This window comes from Paenibacillus planticolens (assembly GCF_013141725.1).
Taxonomy (GTDB): Bacteria; Bacillota; Bacilli; order Paenibacillales; family NBRC-103111; genus Paenibacillus_E; species Paenibacillus_E planticolens.
Genome location: NZ_WHNZ01000012.1, coordinates 110,547 through 125,170, shown reverse-complemented (window position 1 = coordinate 125,170; position 14,624 = coordinate 110,547). Strand labels below are relative to the sequence as shown.

The 14,624-nt window shown below is 45.6% G+C and carries 13 protein-coding genes; 11 read left to right on the top strand and 2 right to left on the bottom strand.

Going from position 1 to position 14,624, the window contains the following annotated elements; genetic code table 11:
• The first annotated feature begins 37 nt into the window (after positions 1 to 37).
• A complete protein-coding gene (locus tag GC097_RS03400) occupies positions 38 to 829 on the top strand; it encodes an HAD family hydrolase (RefSeq protein ID WP_171682233.1) in 792 nt (263 codons plus the stop codon).
• Between the two features lie 76 nt (positions 830 to 905).
• On the opposite strand, the gene mtnD is transcribed toward GC097_RS03400, so the two are convergent.
• On the bottom strand, positions 906 to 1,445 hold the full coding sequence (gene mtnD, locus GC097_RS03395; protein ID WP_171681947.1) for an acireductone dioxygenase: 540 nt from the start codon (positions 1,443 to 1,445) through the stop codon (positions 906 to 908).
• A 217-nt stretch (positions 1,446 to 1,662) separates the two neighbouring features.
• On the opposite strand from mtnD, the gene metH reads away from it, so the two are divergent.
• Together metH and rnz are read left to right on the top strand one after the other, a co-directional pair.
• Entirely contained in the window at positions 1,663 to 5,100 is a 3,438-nt protein-coding gene (gene metH / locus GC097_RS03390) for a methionine synthase (protein ID WP_171681946.1), read from the top strand.
• 109 nt (positions 5,101 to 5,209) lie between these two features.
• A complete protein-coding gene (rnz, locus tag GC097_RS03385) occupies positions 5,210 to 6,139 on the top strand; it encodes a ribonuclease Z (RefSeq protein ID WP_171681945.1) in 930 nt (309 codons plus the stop codon).
• A gap of 61 nt (positions 6,140 to 6,200) precedes the next feature.
• Here the strand turns inward: rnz and tlp are convergent, their stop codons facing one another.
• A complete protein-coding gene (tlp, locus tag GC097_RS03380; protein WP_171681944.1) occupies positions 6,201 to 6,416 on the bottom strand; it encodes a small acid-soluble spore protein Tlp in 216 nt (71 codons plus the stop codon).
• Between the two features lie 224 nt (positions 6,417 to 6,640).
• On the opposite strand from tlp, the gene GC097_RS03375 reads away from it, so the two are divergent.
• The 8 genes from GC097_RS03375 (at position 6,641) to GC097_RS03340 (ending at position 14,545) form a co-directional block, all read left to right on the top strand.
• Positions 6,641 to 7,042, top strand: a complete 402-nt coding sequence (locus GC097_RS03375; protein ID WP_246293924.1) for a CidA/LrgA family protein — start codon at positions 6,641 to 6,643, stop codon at positions 7,040 to 7,042.
• On the top strand, positions 7,032 to 7,721 hold the full coding sequence (locus GC097_RS03370) for an LrgB family protein (RefSeq protein ID WP_171681943.1): 690 nt from the start codon (positions 7,032 to 7,034) through the stop codon (positions 7,719 to 7,721). The genes GC097_RS03375 and GC097_RS03370 overlap by 11 nt, the downstream gene beginning before the upstream one ends.
• An 897-nt stretch (positions 7,722 to 8,618) precedes the next feature.
• Entirely contained in the window at positions 8,619 to 9,389 is a 771-nt protein-coding gene (locus GC097_RS03365; RefSeq protein WP_171681942.1) for a GNAT family N-acetyltransferase, read from the top strand.
• Positions 9,390 to 9,405: 16 nt separating this feature from the next.
• A complete protein-coding gene (locus tag GC097_RS03360; protein WP_171681941.1) occupies positions 9,406 to 10,353 on the top strand; it encodes a lysophospholipid acyltransferase family protein in 948 nt (315 codons plus the stop codon).
• A 34-nt stretch (positions 10,354 to 10,387) separates the two neighbouring features.
• The gene (locus GC097_RS03355) at positions 10,388 to 11,383 is read left to right on the top strand and encodes a metal-dependent hydrolase (protein ID WP_171681940.1); all 996 of its coding nucleotides are present in this window, start codon (positions 10,388 to 10,390) and stop codon (positions 11,381 to 11,383) included.
• Between the two features lie 183 nt (positions 11,384 to 11,566).
• Positions 11,567 to 12,115, top strand: a complete 549-nt coding sequence (locus GC097_RS03350; RefSeq protein ID WP_171681939.1) for a type IV pilus modification PilV family protein — start codon at positions 11,567 to 11,569, stop codon at positions 12,113 to 12,115.
• Positions 12,099 to 12,656 (top strand): PulJ/GspJ family protein, encoded by a 558-nt coding sequence (locus GC097_RS03345; protein WP_171681938.1) that lies wholly within the window; start codon positions 12,099 to 12,101, stop codon positions 12,654 to 12,656. The genes GC097_RS03350 and GC097_RS03345 overlap by 17 nt, the downstream gene beginning before the upstream one ends.
• An 11-nt stretch (positions 12,657 to 12,667) precedes the next feature.
• Positions 12,668 to 14,545 (top strand): hypothetical protein, encoded by a 1,878-nt coding sequence (locus GC097_RS03340; protein ID WP_171681937.1) that lies wholly within the window; start codon positions 12,668 to 12,670, stop codon positions 14,543 to 14,545.
• The last annotated feature ends 79 nt before the right edge of the window (positions 14,546 to 14,624 follow it).

Below are 14,624 nucleotides of genomic sequence, written 5' to 3'. Positions count from 1 at the left end.
TTTCACATAGAGACAACATTCAAAGGGGAAATGAATGATGACGTTGAAGGCTGTACTTTTTGATTTGGACGATACGCTGCTTTGGGATGACCGTAGTGTGCAAGAAGCTTTTGAAGCGACTTGTGCGGAAGCAGCCAAACACGCGGCAGTGAATCCGGAAGAGCTGGAAGCAGCTGTGCGTAAGGAAGCCCGTGCTTTATACGAATCTTATGAAACGTTTGCGTTTACGAAAATGATTGGCATTAACCCATTTGAAGGACTTTGGGCCAATTTTACACAAGGTGAAGATGAGAATTTTCGCAAACTGGAGACATTGGCGCCGGGTTATCGAACAGAATCGTGGACTCGCGGGCTTCGTGCACTCGGGATCGAAGATCCGGAGCTAGGCTATAAGCTCGGAGAACTTTTTCCTGCTGAACGCCGCAAGCGTCCATTCGTGTATGAGGAAACGTTCCGTGTTCTGGATACCTTGAAAGGAAGCTACAAGCTGCTCCTTCTAACGAATGGTTCGCCAGATCTGCAAAAAGAAAAGTTAGCTGGCGTTCCAGCCATCTCTTCCTACTTTGACCATATTGTCATTTCAGGCGAATTTGGCGTAGGCAAGCCCGATGTTTCGATATTCCATCATGCTTTAGCACTGTTGGGGATTCATGCGGAAGAAGGAATCATGATCGGCGATAAATTAACAACGGATATTCTTGGTTCCGGACGTGTAGGCATGCGCAATATTTGGATCAATCATCATGGGCTGCAAAGCGGAGACGAGATTATTCCTGCTTTCGAGGTATCTCGCTTGCAAGAAATTTTACCGATTATCGCAAATGCTTAATACGGCATAATGAAAAGCCCAACGGCTGTCAGGACGAGTAGTCCTGCGCTGTTGGGCTTTTGTCTAAAAGGATCAATTAAGCTTTGATGAATGCAGGATCATCTACATTGTAAGCAACCCATCCATCTTTTTCGATAAAAAGACGAACGGCAACGATTTGGCGATTATCCATCAATGTAAAGAAGTGGTTCGTGTTCTCAGGAACAGAGATCACATCGCCTGGCTCAAGTTCAACATCGAAATAGCCGATTTCTTCGGATTTAATGATGAAAATACCTTTACCTGAAACGATTGCGCGAATTTCATCCTCTGTGTGCGTATGAACTTGCTCAAACTTCTTAAGCAGTTCTTCAATGTTCGGCGTAGCATCGGAAAGGGAGATAACATCCCAAATTTCGTAACCGCGTCTGGCTGCTAAATCACGGATTTCCGGTTCATAAGTGCTAATGATTTGAGCTTTCTCTTCATCGTTAAGCACGAATTTCTCACGAAGAGCTTCAGGAAGCTTATTTGCATCCCAGTGTTCATATACGACTTCGTGACTATCCAAGAAGGCTTTGACTTGTTCTTCGCCTTCAATTCTTTCATTCGTGTTGCGAATTCTTATTTGTGCCATGGAGCATCCCTCTTTCTAAGTAAATATACTTGTATTATAGTGTAAATGATGTGAGCTGTCGATGAAAGAACATAAGATTATCCGATAAAACCTATAGGTATTTATGATAATTCATATTCTTTTCATAGAACCCGTATTCTGTTACACTAAATCTTAACATAATTTGTCGATTTTTTATTTTCTAACGCTTTAGGATAAGTTGAAAGGGAGTCATTTCATGTCTAAACCACCGATTCAAGAGCAGCTAAAGAAAAAGATCATGATCCTCGATGGCGCCATGGGTACGATGATTCAGCAGGAGAACTTAACAGCTGATGATTTCGGAAGCGATGATTTAGATGGCTGTAATGAAATTTTATGCGTAACACGCCCGGACGTGATCCGTAAGATTCATGAAGCTTATTTCGCCGCAGGCGCGGATATGATTGAAACGAATACGTTTGGAACAACAAGTGTCGTTCTTGCTGAGTACGATTTACAAGACCGTCACCGTGAACTGAATCTTGCCGCAGCCAAGCTGGCTATTGAAGCTGCGAATAAATATTCAACGCCGGAGTGGCCGCGTTATGTCGTAGGTGCAATGGGGCCAACGACCAAAACATTGTCAGTAACGGGCGGCGTTACGTTCGATCAACTGGAAGAAAGTTATTACCAGCAAGCATTAGCTTTGAGTGAAGCTGGGGTAGATGCCATCCTTTTAGAAACTTCCCAAGATACGTTGAATGTGAAGGCAGGAAGCATAGGTATTCGCAGAGCTTTTGAGACGTTGGGCTTTGAGCTTCCGATTATGATTTCGGGCACGATTGAACCGATGGGAACAACCTTAGCAGGGCAGAATATTGAGTCGTTCTATATTTCACTTGAACATCTGAAGCCGATCTCCATGGGATTGAACTGTGCGACAGGTCCAGAATTCATGAGGGATCATATTCGGACGTTATCGGACATTGCAGAAACGGCGATCAGTTGTTATCCGAATGCCGGCTTGCCGGACGAGAACGGACATTATCATGAATCGCCGGAATCATTGGCGAAGAAAATGGCTGGATTTGCCGAACAAGGCTGGCTGAATATTGCCGGTGGCTGTTGCGGAACTACGCCTGATCACATTCGTGCCATGGCGGAGACGCTAAGTCAGTTTAAACCAAGAACAGAATACGGTACTCATTTACCCGCAGTTTCTGGCATTGAAACCTTATTTATCGAGCCTGAAAACCGTCCGATCATGGTCGGAGAACGAACGAATATTTCGGGATCGCGTAAATTCAAACGCCTGATTAAAGAGGGCAAATTTGAAGAGGGTTCAGAGATTGCCCGTAATCAAGTGAAGAACGGTGCTCACGTTATCGATATCAATTTGCAGGATACGGACATTGATGAGGCTTATGCGATAGAAGAGTTCATGCAGCAGGTCGTCAAAAAGGTGAAAGTACCTTTGATGATTGACTCGACCTATGACCATATTATTGAGCTCGGCCTTAAGTATTCGCAAGGTAAAGCAATAATCAACTCCATTAACTTGGAGGATGGTGAGACGAAATTCGAAGGGATCTTGCCGCTTATCCATAGATATGGGGCATCCGTTGTTTGTATTCTCATTGACGAGCGCGGGCAGGCCGTCTCGCGTGAAGCGAAGATTGAAGTGGCAACGCGAGCGTATGAGCTGCTTACTGAGAAATACGGGATGAATCCTGAGGATATCATTTTTGATCCGAACATGTTCCCTGTCGGTTCAGGCGATCCGCAATATATCGGTTCTGCCGTGGAAACGATCGAAGGGATTAAACTGATTAAAGAGAAATATCCAAGAGCGAAAACGATTCTCGGCTTAAGCAATATTTCCTTCGGCTTACCGGATGCCGGACGCGAAGTGTTGAACTCGGTTTATTTGTACCATTGTACGAAAGCGGGTCTCGATTACGCGATTGTGAATACAGAGAAGTTGGAGCGTTATGCCTCCATTTCGGAGGAAGAGCGTCAACTGGCCGAGGAATTGATTTATAATACGAGTGATGAGACGTTAGCAAATTTCGTCGCTCATTTCCGTGAGAAGAAAGTCGAGAAGAAGGAGAAGATTTCGAATCTGTCTCTGGAAGAAAGACTGGGCTCTTATGTGGTTGAAGGGACGAAAGAAGGGCTGATTCCTGATTTGGAAATTGCCTTGCAAACTTATTCGCCGCTTGAAGTCATTAATGGTCCTCTGATGAGGGGGATGGAGGAAGTCGGCCGTCTCTTCAATAACAACGAATTGATCGTTGCGGAAGTTCTGCAAAGCGCCGAGGTGATGAAAGCTTCGGTTAGTTTTTTGGAACCTTTTATGGAGAAGTCGGAAACAGCTGTCAAAGGTAAAATCATCCTGGCTACCGTAAAAGGCGACGTGCACGATATCGGAAAAAATCTGGTCGAAATTATTCTCTCGAACAATGGCTATAAGATTGTAAACCTCGGGATTAAAGTACCGCCGGAGCAAATTATTGAAGCGTATCGCAGAGAAAAAGCAGATGCGATCGGATTATCGGGACTGCTGGTCAAATCCGCACAGCAAATGGTTGTAACCGCGCAGGATTTGCGTACGGCAGGAGTAGATGTGCCGATTCTCGTCGGTGGCGCCGCGCTGACACGCAAATTCACCAAAACACGTATTCAGCCGGAATATGAAGGCGTGGTCCTCTATGCGAAGGATGCGATGGACGGTTTGGACATTGCTAACCGGTTGAGCGATCCTGAACAACGGCAACGACTCATTCAAGAACTAAGAGATAGCTTGGAATCCGATGTGATGGATACAGGCAAGAAGGAAGAGAAGCTGCCGCAGCTTACTCGCGTGAGTTCGTCTGCTGTGTCCAAAGATTTGCCAGTACAAGTGCCTCAGGACACGGAACGTCATATTATGAGGGACTATCCGATCGGCCACCTCATGCCCTATGTCAACATGCAGATGCTGCTAGGTCATCATCTCGGCCTGAAAGGGAAAGTTGAGCAACTGCTGGGCGATAAGGATACTAAAGCGCTGCAGCTGAAGGATACGGTCGATTCGATTCTATATGCTGCTCAAAATAATGGGATTATTAAAGCGCACGGGATGTACCGCTTCTTCCCCGCGCAATCGAGCGGTAACGATGTTATCGTCTACGATCCGCAGGATCACAGCAAAGTTCTGGAAACTTTCACGTTCCCGCGCCAAGACAAAGAGCCGTATCTGTGCCTTGCAGACTACTTGAAGTCCGTGGAGAGCGGTCAAATGGATTATGTGGGTTTCCTGCTTGTAACAGCAGGGCATAATATCAATGAGTTGGCGAAGGAATGGCGCGACAACGGGGATTATTTGAAATCTCATGCGCTTCAGGCGACGGCCTTGGAAGTGGCGGAAGGTTTCGCAGAACGTATCCATCATATTATGCGGGATGTTTGGGGGATCGCGGATCGTGTGGATATGACGATGCAAGAGCGATTCGGAGCCAAATACACCGGACAACGCTTCTCCTTCGGCTATCCGGCATGTCCGAATCTCGAGGATCAAGCGAAGCTGTTCAGCCTTCTGAAGCCCGAAGATATCGGTGTCGAGTTGACGGAGTCGTTCATGATGGAGCCGGAAGCATCGGTTTCGGCTATTGTGTTCGCTCACAAAGAAGCACGTTATTTCAACGTAGGCTAAGAATGTCTAAGCAAAAAGCGAGGCAGCTTGCTCGAACATCCCATGTTCGGCAGTGTCCTCGCTTTCCGTGCTGTCACCAGCGATTTTCAGATAGATTGGAGTTTAGAACGTGGAACTAAATTTTTTGGGAACGGGGGCAGGAATGCCTTCCAAACAACGCAATGTAACAGCGATCGCGCTTAACTTGCTGGATGAACGCGGAACTTACTGGTTATTTGATTGTGGAGAAGGGACTCAGCAGCAGATTCTGAACTCTCCCGTAAAACTCGGAAGGACCGAGATGTTGTTCATTACACATTTACATGGCGATCATCTGTATGGTTTGCCGGGTTTGTTAACGAGCCGCTCGTATTTGGGCGGTGATACGCCGCTTACGATGTATGGGCCGCCGGGGCTTAAACGGTTCGTCGACACGGCTTTGGAGGTCAGCGGCGCACATTTGAGTTATACGCTGCATATTGTGGAAATCGAGGAAGAAGGGCTTATCTTTGAAGACGAAACCTTCTTGGTGGAAACCGCTCGCTTGGAACATCGCATCGAGTGCTTCGGTTATCGGGTCATTGAGAAAGATCAGCCCGGCAAACTGATGCATGATAAACTTGCGGCGCTTGGTATACCGGCCGGACCGGTTTATGGAAAGCTTAAGCAAGGGCAAACGGTTGAGCTTGAAGATGGGCGCACGCTTCATGGCGCCGATTTCCTGGGCGCGCCGATTCCCGGGCGGGTCGTCGTTATTCTCGGCGATACCCGTTACTGCAGCGGAGCTCAGCTTTTGGCTCGCGGCGCCGATGTGCTTGTTCATGAAGCGACATTCGCCATGGACAAGCAGGAGCTGGCTTATTCCTTCGATCATGCGACATCGACGGATGCGGCGCGGATCGCACAGGAAGCGGGTGCGAACGCGTTGATTATGACGCATATCAGCTCGCGATATCAAGGAGATGCCGTGCTTGAACTGCTGCAAGAGGCGCAGCATATCCATAGCAACAGTCATATTGCGAAGGACTTCTGGAGCTTTGAGGTGCCTCGCAAAGGGTGAAATAAGGAAGAGGCTGTCTCGGAAGTAGAATGTTCTACTTCCGAGACAGCCCCTTTTCCTTTTATCGGTTTTGTTCGTCTTTCTTTTCTTCTATGAAGCCGCTAATGCTTTGTTTGCGACGTTGATTTTTGGCTTCAATGCTTTGTTTCTCCTCAGAAGTTATTTCTTCCGCGTGTTCGTCTAAATAATCTTCAGCTTCTTGCAAGTTCGCTTTTGTATGGTCGATTGCATTTTGCAGACGTGCCGGGTTGTTTTCCCGATTATCCGGTTTTGCCATAGCGATGGTTCCCCTCCTTTTCGATATGATGGTGATCCTACTATACAATTCCACAATGTCACAAATAATATTCAGTATCAGGCAGTCATTTTCGCCGTTCTTTCTCATACACTATCCAAAAAGGCGTCAAAATTGAGGTGAAGGTATGGGGATTACAGGGGCAGAAATACTGCTATCTATCTTTATGTCCTCGATTTTTTATGTTATGTTAAGAGAAATTAGAAATGCTTATAAAGACTCCGGATGAGGCTGGTTTGAGCGGAAAAGGAGAAGTCATGCTAGGTTTTGCTATATTGCTAGGATTTAATTTCATAGGGTATGTGATCCAAATGGGCCTGCACCTGCCGTTACCCGGCAACGTGATCGGGCTCATCCTCTTTACTGCAGCCTTGTTCGCTAAGGTCGTTAAACTGGAATGGGTGGAAGATGCGGCATTGATGCTGACAAAGCATATGATGCTCTTTTTTATTCCTTATACGGTAGGAATCCTTCTGTTTCTTCCAATTATAGGAGCGAACCTGGTAGCCATCTGCGGTGGAATTGTCGGTGCGACAGCTGTCGTTCTTATCGTAACAGGCTGGATTTCCTCTAAGCTTGGCAAGGAAGGGGAAAAGTATGGCGGGTAGCATGCTGCAGAATCCTATATTCGGTTTGTCGCTTAGTGTTGTGATTTATGCTTTGGCCAATGTTATTTATCAGCGATGGCGGTTTATGCATCCGCTTTTCGTTTGCACAGGACTTATTATTCTTATTATAGTCGGTTTTCGAATTCCTTTTGATGACTTTAAACGTGGCGCGGATATGTTGACACTTCTGCTCGGCCCAGCAACAGTCGCCTTGGGTGTCCCGCTATATAAATACAGAGCCTTAATCCGTTCCAATTTAAAAAGGGTTATGGTTAGCGTTTTGGCAGGCTCAATTACGGGCATAGCGTCAAGTGCAGCCATTGTGGGACTCTTGGGTGGAAGCGAGTCTATTATCCTCAGCATGCTGCCGAAGTCGGTTAGCTCGCCGATCTCAATTGAAATTGCCACGCGTTTAGGTGCGATTCCTGAATTAACGGCTGTTCTTACAACGATGACGGGGCTGTTTGGCAGTATGTTTGGCACACAGATCTTGAACTGGTTGAAGATTAAGGATGACATCTCGATCGGGATTGCTTTAGGCACGGCCGCGCATGGGATCGGGACGGCTAAAGTTGTCAAGGATTCGGAACAGCAGGGTGCTTTTGCCGGTTTATCCATGGCGCTTTGCGGCATTATGACATCCATTTTATTCATCCCGATTTATTTTTGGCTAAAATAAGCGGAAACAGGCTTTCGTCCTACGGACGAGGGCCTTTTTTTGTATCTAGAGTCGGGAGTCAGAGTCCAGTCTCGATGACTCTCAGGCAGATGGTGGAACTACAGGCCGTTATTTTGCCAAAAAGATCTCTCTGCGTGAGGGAGAGGGAACTAGGGGCCGCTATTTCGCTATTGTGACACATATTTGGACGATGGAGGTTGAATAAGAGCCTGTAGTTCCCCTTGGGCCCACGAAATTCGGCAATTTGTTTAAATAAGGGAATGGAGTTCCCAATTCATACGTATTGGAGTTCGGACGTGAGCATTGCTTACGGATACTGTATCGTTGAAAGTGGTGTTCATGTATAACTTGTTTTTACGACGAAAAGCTTTGGAAGACTGTTTGCTCAGCGGGTCGAACAGACGTAATGGGGCATAGCGTAGTTTTTGTCCTCGATGACGGACAGAGAGGACCTTATTCGATGGAAAAGAATATCTTAGAATATGTAACGGACATAAGCGCTGTTACTTGCTCATTTGGGGACTGATTTCGTCCCGAAGTCGGCAAATAAGGACTCGGGTGTCCGTTAGCAGAGAGACACTACGCTTTGCGCGAAAATAACGGCCGCTGTGTCCGTAGCGTGATGAGACATAGGATTTCTCCGCCTGGTTTTTCCACGAGCAGAAAACTCGCCGCACTTGAGATCGCCAACCCCTGGGTGGAGTGCAAAAATAACTTGAGAAGGGAAACGGATAGGTTTAGACAAGTTCATACAAGTTTAGACAAAGATTAAGCCGCAGACTAAGTTTTTCTTTTAATGTTCAAAACATTACAAAAGTTTAATAACACGAAAACGGCCCCATAATAAACCTCTGCTACCATGAAAATGAGAGAATCCAGTGGAAAGGCGTGAGGAAGATGAATGGACCACTTCTGAATACAGCGCCGCAGCAAGCCAAACTTTCGGTTAGGCTTGCAAGCAGCGCACGTGAGATTGAGCAGGCCATGCGACTCAGGTATCAGGTTTTCGCCCAAGAAGAGAAAAACATGCGAATGCTTAATGAGGAAGGTCTTGAAAAAGACGCCTATGATGCGTACTGCGATCATCTCATTGTGACGGACCTGGAGACCGAACAGGTCATAGGTACTTACCGGTTGCTTCCTGGAGATCGCGCCTTGAACGGTATTGGCTTTTATTCGGAAACCGAATTTAATCTAGCGGCGTATGCCGAGTATACAAAACAAACGCTTGAATTAGGCCGCAGCTGCATAGCTCCGGAATACCGCGGCGGAAAAGCGATTCAGCTTCTATGGGAAGGAATTGCCGGCTATATTACTGAGCGAAATTATACCCATCTAATTGGCTGCGCTAGCGTGCATATGAGCAATTTGGAAGATTTAAATTTAATTTATACGATGCTGCTTCAGAAACAGGTGATAACGGATCGCTACGGCATAGAACCGCTATCAACGCACCGCATACCGGGCCTTGCCCGATTAGAGGGTGAGTGTAATGAAAAAGAAGTGTTTCGCAAGCTTCCCCCGCTCATGAAGGGCTACCAATGGCTTGGTGCAGAAATAGGCGGAGATCCGGCGTATGATGAGCTATTCGAAACTGTTGACTTTTTTATTATTTTGGAAAAAGAGCGGGTTACACGGCGGTATAAACGCCATTTCTTAAACGTATAGGCAGGGAGGATTTACTTTGTATGAGTGGATCGCGCAACTAACATCAAATGATCAAAAGCTGGCTCGTATAGAAAAAATACTTGGATTCGTTCCGCTATGGATGCTGCAGGCGGTTTGCTCACTCTTTTCCTATGTTGGTTATGCTGCTTTGCGTAATCGCTTTCTGATGCGCGTGAATCAAAATATCGCAGATTTGCTTGGAGACATGCCGATACGTGATATTAACGCGATTTCCAGACAATATGTAAAAAATATCGTGTTTACGCTTTTTGAAATCCTATTCTTATCCAGTCGTTTGAAAAAACTGCAATCTCGTAAATTCCATGTGCAGGGCGAGGAGCATCTTGAAGCAGCCCGAAAAAGCTCGAAGGAGAAAGGCTTCATCGTCTATTCGCCGCATGTTGGCAATTTTTTCTACTACTATTGGTATTTGACCCGGAAATACGATTGTATCACGGTAGCTTCAGCGGGAAGCCCGGAGCTTAGACCGCTATATTTAAAATTTGCTGCCATGGGTTGTAAAGGGCTGGATTATGACAGCGTACCTCCTCTGGAGCTGTACCGGACCTTAAAGAAGCATCTGCAGGGGGGAGGAGTCGTCTTTTTGCTTGGAGATTTCTGGCGCGCTTCGTTTCCTTTATCCCGGCTCTTCGGGAGGCTGACCCGTACGCCGGAAGGTGCGGCCATGCTGGCACTTGAGCTTCGAATTCCAGTTGTGCCGTTTTATGGACATCGCGTAAACGGATTTAACCACAGGCTCGTTTTTGGTTCGCCTGTCGACCTGCACGTTGAACATACCGGACGTATGGCGCGCGCCGAGGCGAATCTGCTGCTGAACGGATTCATGGAGAAGGTCATTCGCGAGCAGCCGGATTCTTGGTTCTATTGGTTCAATGTGCATGAACGGTGGGAGGAAAACCAGTTGGCAAATGTCGTTCAAACGACATCATCAGAAGCGGGATAACGCACACATAAGACAAAGGACTGGTGATTGATACATGGATACAGGAAGCCATTTATTGTTTGGCGTCACCTTGGCAGGACTTGCCTGTTTGGTACCCGCCGTATCGCAAGATCCGAGCTTAACTCATGCTATACTTGCAGGGACGCTCATCGGTTCGCACGCCCCGGATCTCGATGCGGTTGCGAGAATCAAAGGATATTCGAACTATGTGCGTGTTCATCGTGGAGTTACCCACTCCTTGCCGGCCTTATTCATCTGGCCGATTGTGCTCGGATTGCCGCTTGCCGCCATTTTCGGTGTTTGGGAGCATTGGTTTAGTTTGTATATGTGGATCTTTCTGGCTGTCGTTTTTCATGTGTTTTTGGATTTATTTAACGTGTATGGCGTACAATGCCTCCGACCGTTTTCCTCGAAATGGCACCATCTCGATACGCTTTGCCTCTACGAGCCTTTCTTGTTTGCCTTGCATACGATAGGCGTACTGATTTGGATATTCGTCTGGCACGGCAGCGGGGGGCTTCATATCGGGGAGATGTTCGCGCTGATTTATGCGGCAACCTTTCTCTACATTGCCATCAGAAGCGAACAACGCAAACGATATATGAAGCTGGTCAAAAAGGAATTGGAGCTGGAACAAGGCATTTGCCACCTCATTCCCAGCATTAGTTGGTTTCGTTGGCAGTTCGTCATCGAAAGCGATACACGATTTTTCTTGGGGGAAATTCGGGATGGCTCCGTCGTGACCCAAGTTGAATACAGTAAAATTAACTATACTCAGGAACAGTCACACCCCATTGTTCAGGCTACGATGGCCGCGGATGGCGTTCGCGCTTTCCTACACTTCGCGCAGCGTATCCACGTGTGCTGGACCGAGAAAACGGACGGCTACGAAGTGCAGTGGCGCGACGTCCGGTTCTGGCATCAACGCAAGCTGCCATTCGGCGTTAACGTCCAGCTGGATCGTGACATGAACGTGATCAGCGACACGCTGGGATGGGATAAAAAGGCGTGGGACCCGCCGTATGTATAAGGCTAAAAGCTTTGCTCCTTAGGGAGCGAGGCTTTTTTAATTTTGTGTGAAGAGGACACAAATTGAGCCCTGTTTGTCACTTTTTATGCAGGGATATCCCCTTATGAAGTCGAAAATATGGTACAATAGTCCTGCATTTTCAGGTGCGTTAATTATGAGATTATGAATCATAGGAGTACAAAGATGAAAAGAAGAGAACCCCGCGAAGAGGGCTTTACGCTGATAGAGGTTTTGGCTGCGACAGTGATTTTGTCTGTGGCTTCCATGGCGATGATGGCGTTTTTCATCAACGCCATGTCCTATAACAAAGGGAATCAGAACAAAACGGTAATGGTGAATTTGGCGAGGAATGCTTTATTTTATATGGAGAAACAGAACTTTACAACGATTCATAATTATTTTATAAATCCGATAAACCCGAAGATTTCTCCAGAAAAATGTAGCACACCCAACATTTGCGAAACGGATGATCTGCAAAATTTATTTCTTAATCCCAATATGAAGCTCTGGGAAGTGTTAAATCCAAAGGTAAACGATATTGAATATCAAATATCTGTCTCCTATCAGAAAGAAATAACAGAGGAATTGAAGAGTGATCCCGTGAAAAAAGGGATGACGGATTATTTGTTGCCCATTAAAATCGAAGTCACCGTAAAAGATAGCAACGTGAATAACGGAAGGAATAAGCCTGTCATTGTGGAGGGTTATATTGCAAATGAGACGATTCGTTAACAGCATCAAAGAGCAAAAGGGTTATTCGTTAATCGAGCTCATTGCCGCATTAAGCATTTTTTCTTTGATAGCCGGTTCCATCTATGGGGTAATTAACTTTGGTTTCAAGGCCTATGATCGGGTAAATGTAGAGAATTCCTTGCGCGACGAAGGCGATATTATTATGTCGGCGATCATGAGTGAGTTTTATACACAAGCCCCGGAAACCGTTGAAAATTTCAGCGCGAACAATGAAACCGAAAAAGGCATTCTGATGAAAATAAAATTAGTAGAAAAAAATGGCGAACAAACTGTGGAACGTACAGTTGAACGTCACGTCGTTATTGATAGCTCGGATCATAAGGTCTACATATATAGCGATCAGAAAACGACAAGCAGTGCCATCGAATTGAAGTCCAGTGTTATGAGCGGTTCCTTGATTCATATTAACAACTGTACGAACGGATGCACCAACGGGCTGATAGATGTCACGCTTGAATTGAGCCAAACTTCAAAAGGTAGAGATCACAAGCTCACGCTGCAAAGCAAGTTCGGGTTTTAAGGAGGAGTAACATGGTTCGCGAGGAACGCGGTTCCGCATTGCTGTTAGTTTTGTTCATGGTGCTTATCTTTTCGCTGCTAGGGATGGCGGTCTTAAGTGCAAGTATAGGCGGAGCAACTAGAACCGAGACGAAGCAAAAGGATGTTCAAAGTTTACATTTGGCGGAAAAGGCATTGAATGAAGCAGCCGCTTATATTATGTCGGATTTTCAAAGCCAGGACGGCGTTAATATTGATGAAGTTCAACAAAGGTTAAACAAAATTAAAGATGAGCTTAACGGAATATCCACCAGCACTTTGCTGGATAAAGAGGTTGGTACGGCCAAAGGGGAAATATATAGTATTACTTTCGAAGAAAATAAAAGAAAAGACAGCTCGATGAAATACGAAATTACGATTAATGCGATGGCTACCGTAAATAATGTTACGCGCCGACTAACCCAGGACTTGATCTTGGACACATTTCCTGATTCTTTGAAATATGCCATGGGTTCGGAAGGTACGGTATTGATAAACGGTTCACCCTACATTATCGGTGACATTTATGCAGGGGATGCTTTGAAGGTTAAGAACGAAGCAGAATATTTATACCTTGGGGTGCCCTTATATCAACCAACGAAGTTTCCTAAACTGGATGGGAGTGCTTACGTTCAAAAGAGTGCATCCGGCGATGGTTTGAATGCCTACTACTGCGAAAGCGTAAGTTCCCCCACCTCTCTAACGAATCCGCAATGTAATACGGTAGAAAGTGTAGGCAACTCTAATAGCGATTTTAAAAGTATTAGTGAGGATGAGAGAGAAGGCGTAAAAACGATCAAAGAGGTGCTGACGAGCACGGACACGGGAAATATTCATGTCAAAGACCAAAGCAAATTTGCCGGCATTGAAGTAGACGAAGCTTTCGTGGATAAAATGATTCAGGCTATTGGGAAAAACCCGGATACGCTGGCTGCCGCTGCACAAAGAACGGAAGTGAAGAATGTATTGGCATCCCATGAGAATCTGGCGGAGTTTATGCGTCAAAGAGTGGATGTGTTGGAACCGCTGCCTGAAGTGGCTCCTGATCCTTCTAACACTGAGGAGCATAATGAATATGAGGCAAGTAAGAGCAGTCTTGCCAACTTGTTTTCAAATCCGCTTGTAGATACGGTGATGTATAATGGCAATTTGACGATAGATGGAGGAGAAGTATTCAGTCAATTGCAATATTCGGATCAAATCAAACATCCGGAAGGCGAAGTTAATACAAATAAAAGCAGCTGGTTCATCGTAAATGGAGATTTAACGATTAATAATATAAGCGCAGACGGTGTTGATATTAAAGCCAATATTTTAGTTACAGGCAATTTATCTATTCATAACAAAGTGAAAATGGATGCGACGATTTATACTCTAGGCGCGACGGAAATTGTAGATGCCTCTATTCTAGGATTGGAGGGAAAGGAGCTTGTGCTTATTTCCAAAGGTGCTATTGATATTTATCGTGTGAATTCATTCAGAGATATTAAGAAGCCTTTTGAGCCCGGTAATCCGTCTAAAAAGACTGATGACGATAATCCCGATAATCCCCCAATCCTTCAAGCTTTTTTCTATACGGATAGCAATGCAACGATTTATGGCGTCGGTTCGGTATTGTGGGTGTATGGCGGTTTTTTTGCCAAAGGGAATTTGACAGTAAATGCAATCCGGGGAAATGCTACAGGAATGGTAGAAAATATTCAAATGGATGATCAAATGCAAGTTACCTCCGAGAATCAATCACGTCTGATTATTGACTATAACAGTAAAATCTTTGAGAACCAGAAGGTCGGTTTGCCGCGGGTTTCGAAAGTAGGCTTGACCGTCGGGAAGAAAAAGCAAGTAACGGAGTTTAAGAATAACTCCAAATAAAATTAGAGGCTGTATGATAAGCGAAATTAAATAGATTAAGAATGTAGCCAATAATCATGAAAAACGAACAAAGGAGTTA

Coding starts and splice junctions, on each gene's coding strand:
- GC097_RS03400 (WP_171682233.1), top strand. CDS start 38: ATGACGTTGAAGGCTGTACTTTTTGATTTGGACGATACGCTGCTTTGG.
- mtnD (WP_171681947.1), bottom strand. CDS start 1,445: ATGGCACAAATAAGAATTCGCAACACGAATGAAAGAATTGAAGGCGAA.
- metH (WP_171681946.1), top strand. CDS start 1,663: ATGTCTAAACCACCGATTCAAGAGCAGCTAAAGAAAAAGATCATGATC.
- tlp (WP_171681944.1), bottom strand. CDS start 6,416: ATGGCAAAACCGGATAATCGGGAAAACAACCCGGCACGTCTGCAAAAT.
- GC097_RS03375 (WP_246293924.1), top strand. CDS start 6,641: ATGCTTATAAAGACTCCGGATGAGGCTGGTTTGAGCGGAAAAGGAGAA.
- GC097_RS03370 (WP_171681943.1), top strand. CDS start 7,032: ATGGCGGGTAGCATGCTGCAGAATCCTATATTCGGTTTGTCGCTTAGT.
- GC097_RS03365 (WP_171681942.1), top strand. CDS start 8,619: ATGAATGGACCACTTCTGAATACAGCGCCGCAGCAAGCCAAACTTTCG.
- GC097_RS03355 (WP_171681940.1), top strand. CDS start 10,388: ATGGATACAGGAAGCCATTTATTGTTTGGCGTCACCTTGGCAGGACTT.
- GC097_RS03350 (WP_171681939.1), top strand. CDS start 11,567: ATGAAAAGAAGAGAACCCCGCGAAGAGGGCTTTACGCTGATAGAGGTT.
- GC097_RS03345 (WP_171681938.1), top strand. CDS start 12,099: ATGAGACGATTCGTTAACAGCATCAAAGAGCAAAAGGGTTATTCGTTA.
- GC097_RS03340 (WP_171681937.1), top strand. CDS start 12,668: ATGGTTCGCGAGGAACGCGGTTCCGCATTGCTGTTAGTTTTGTTCATG.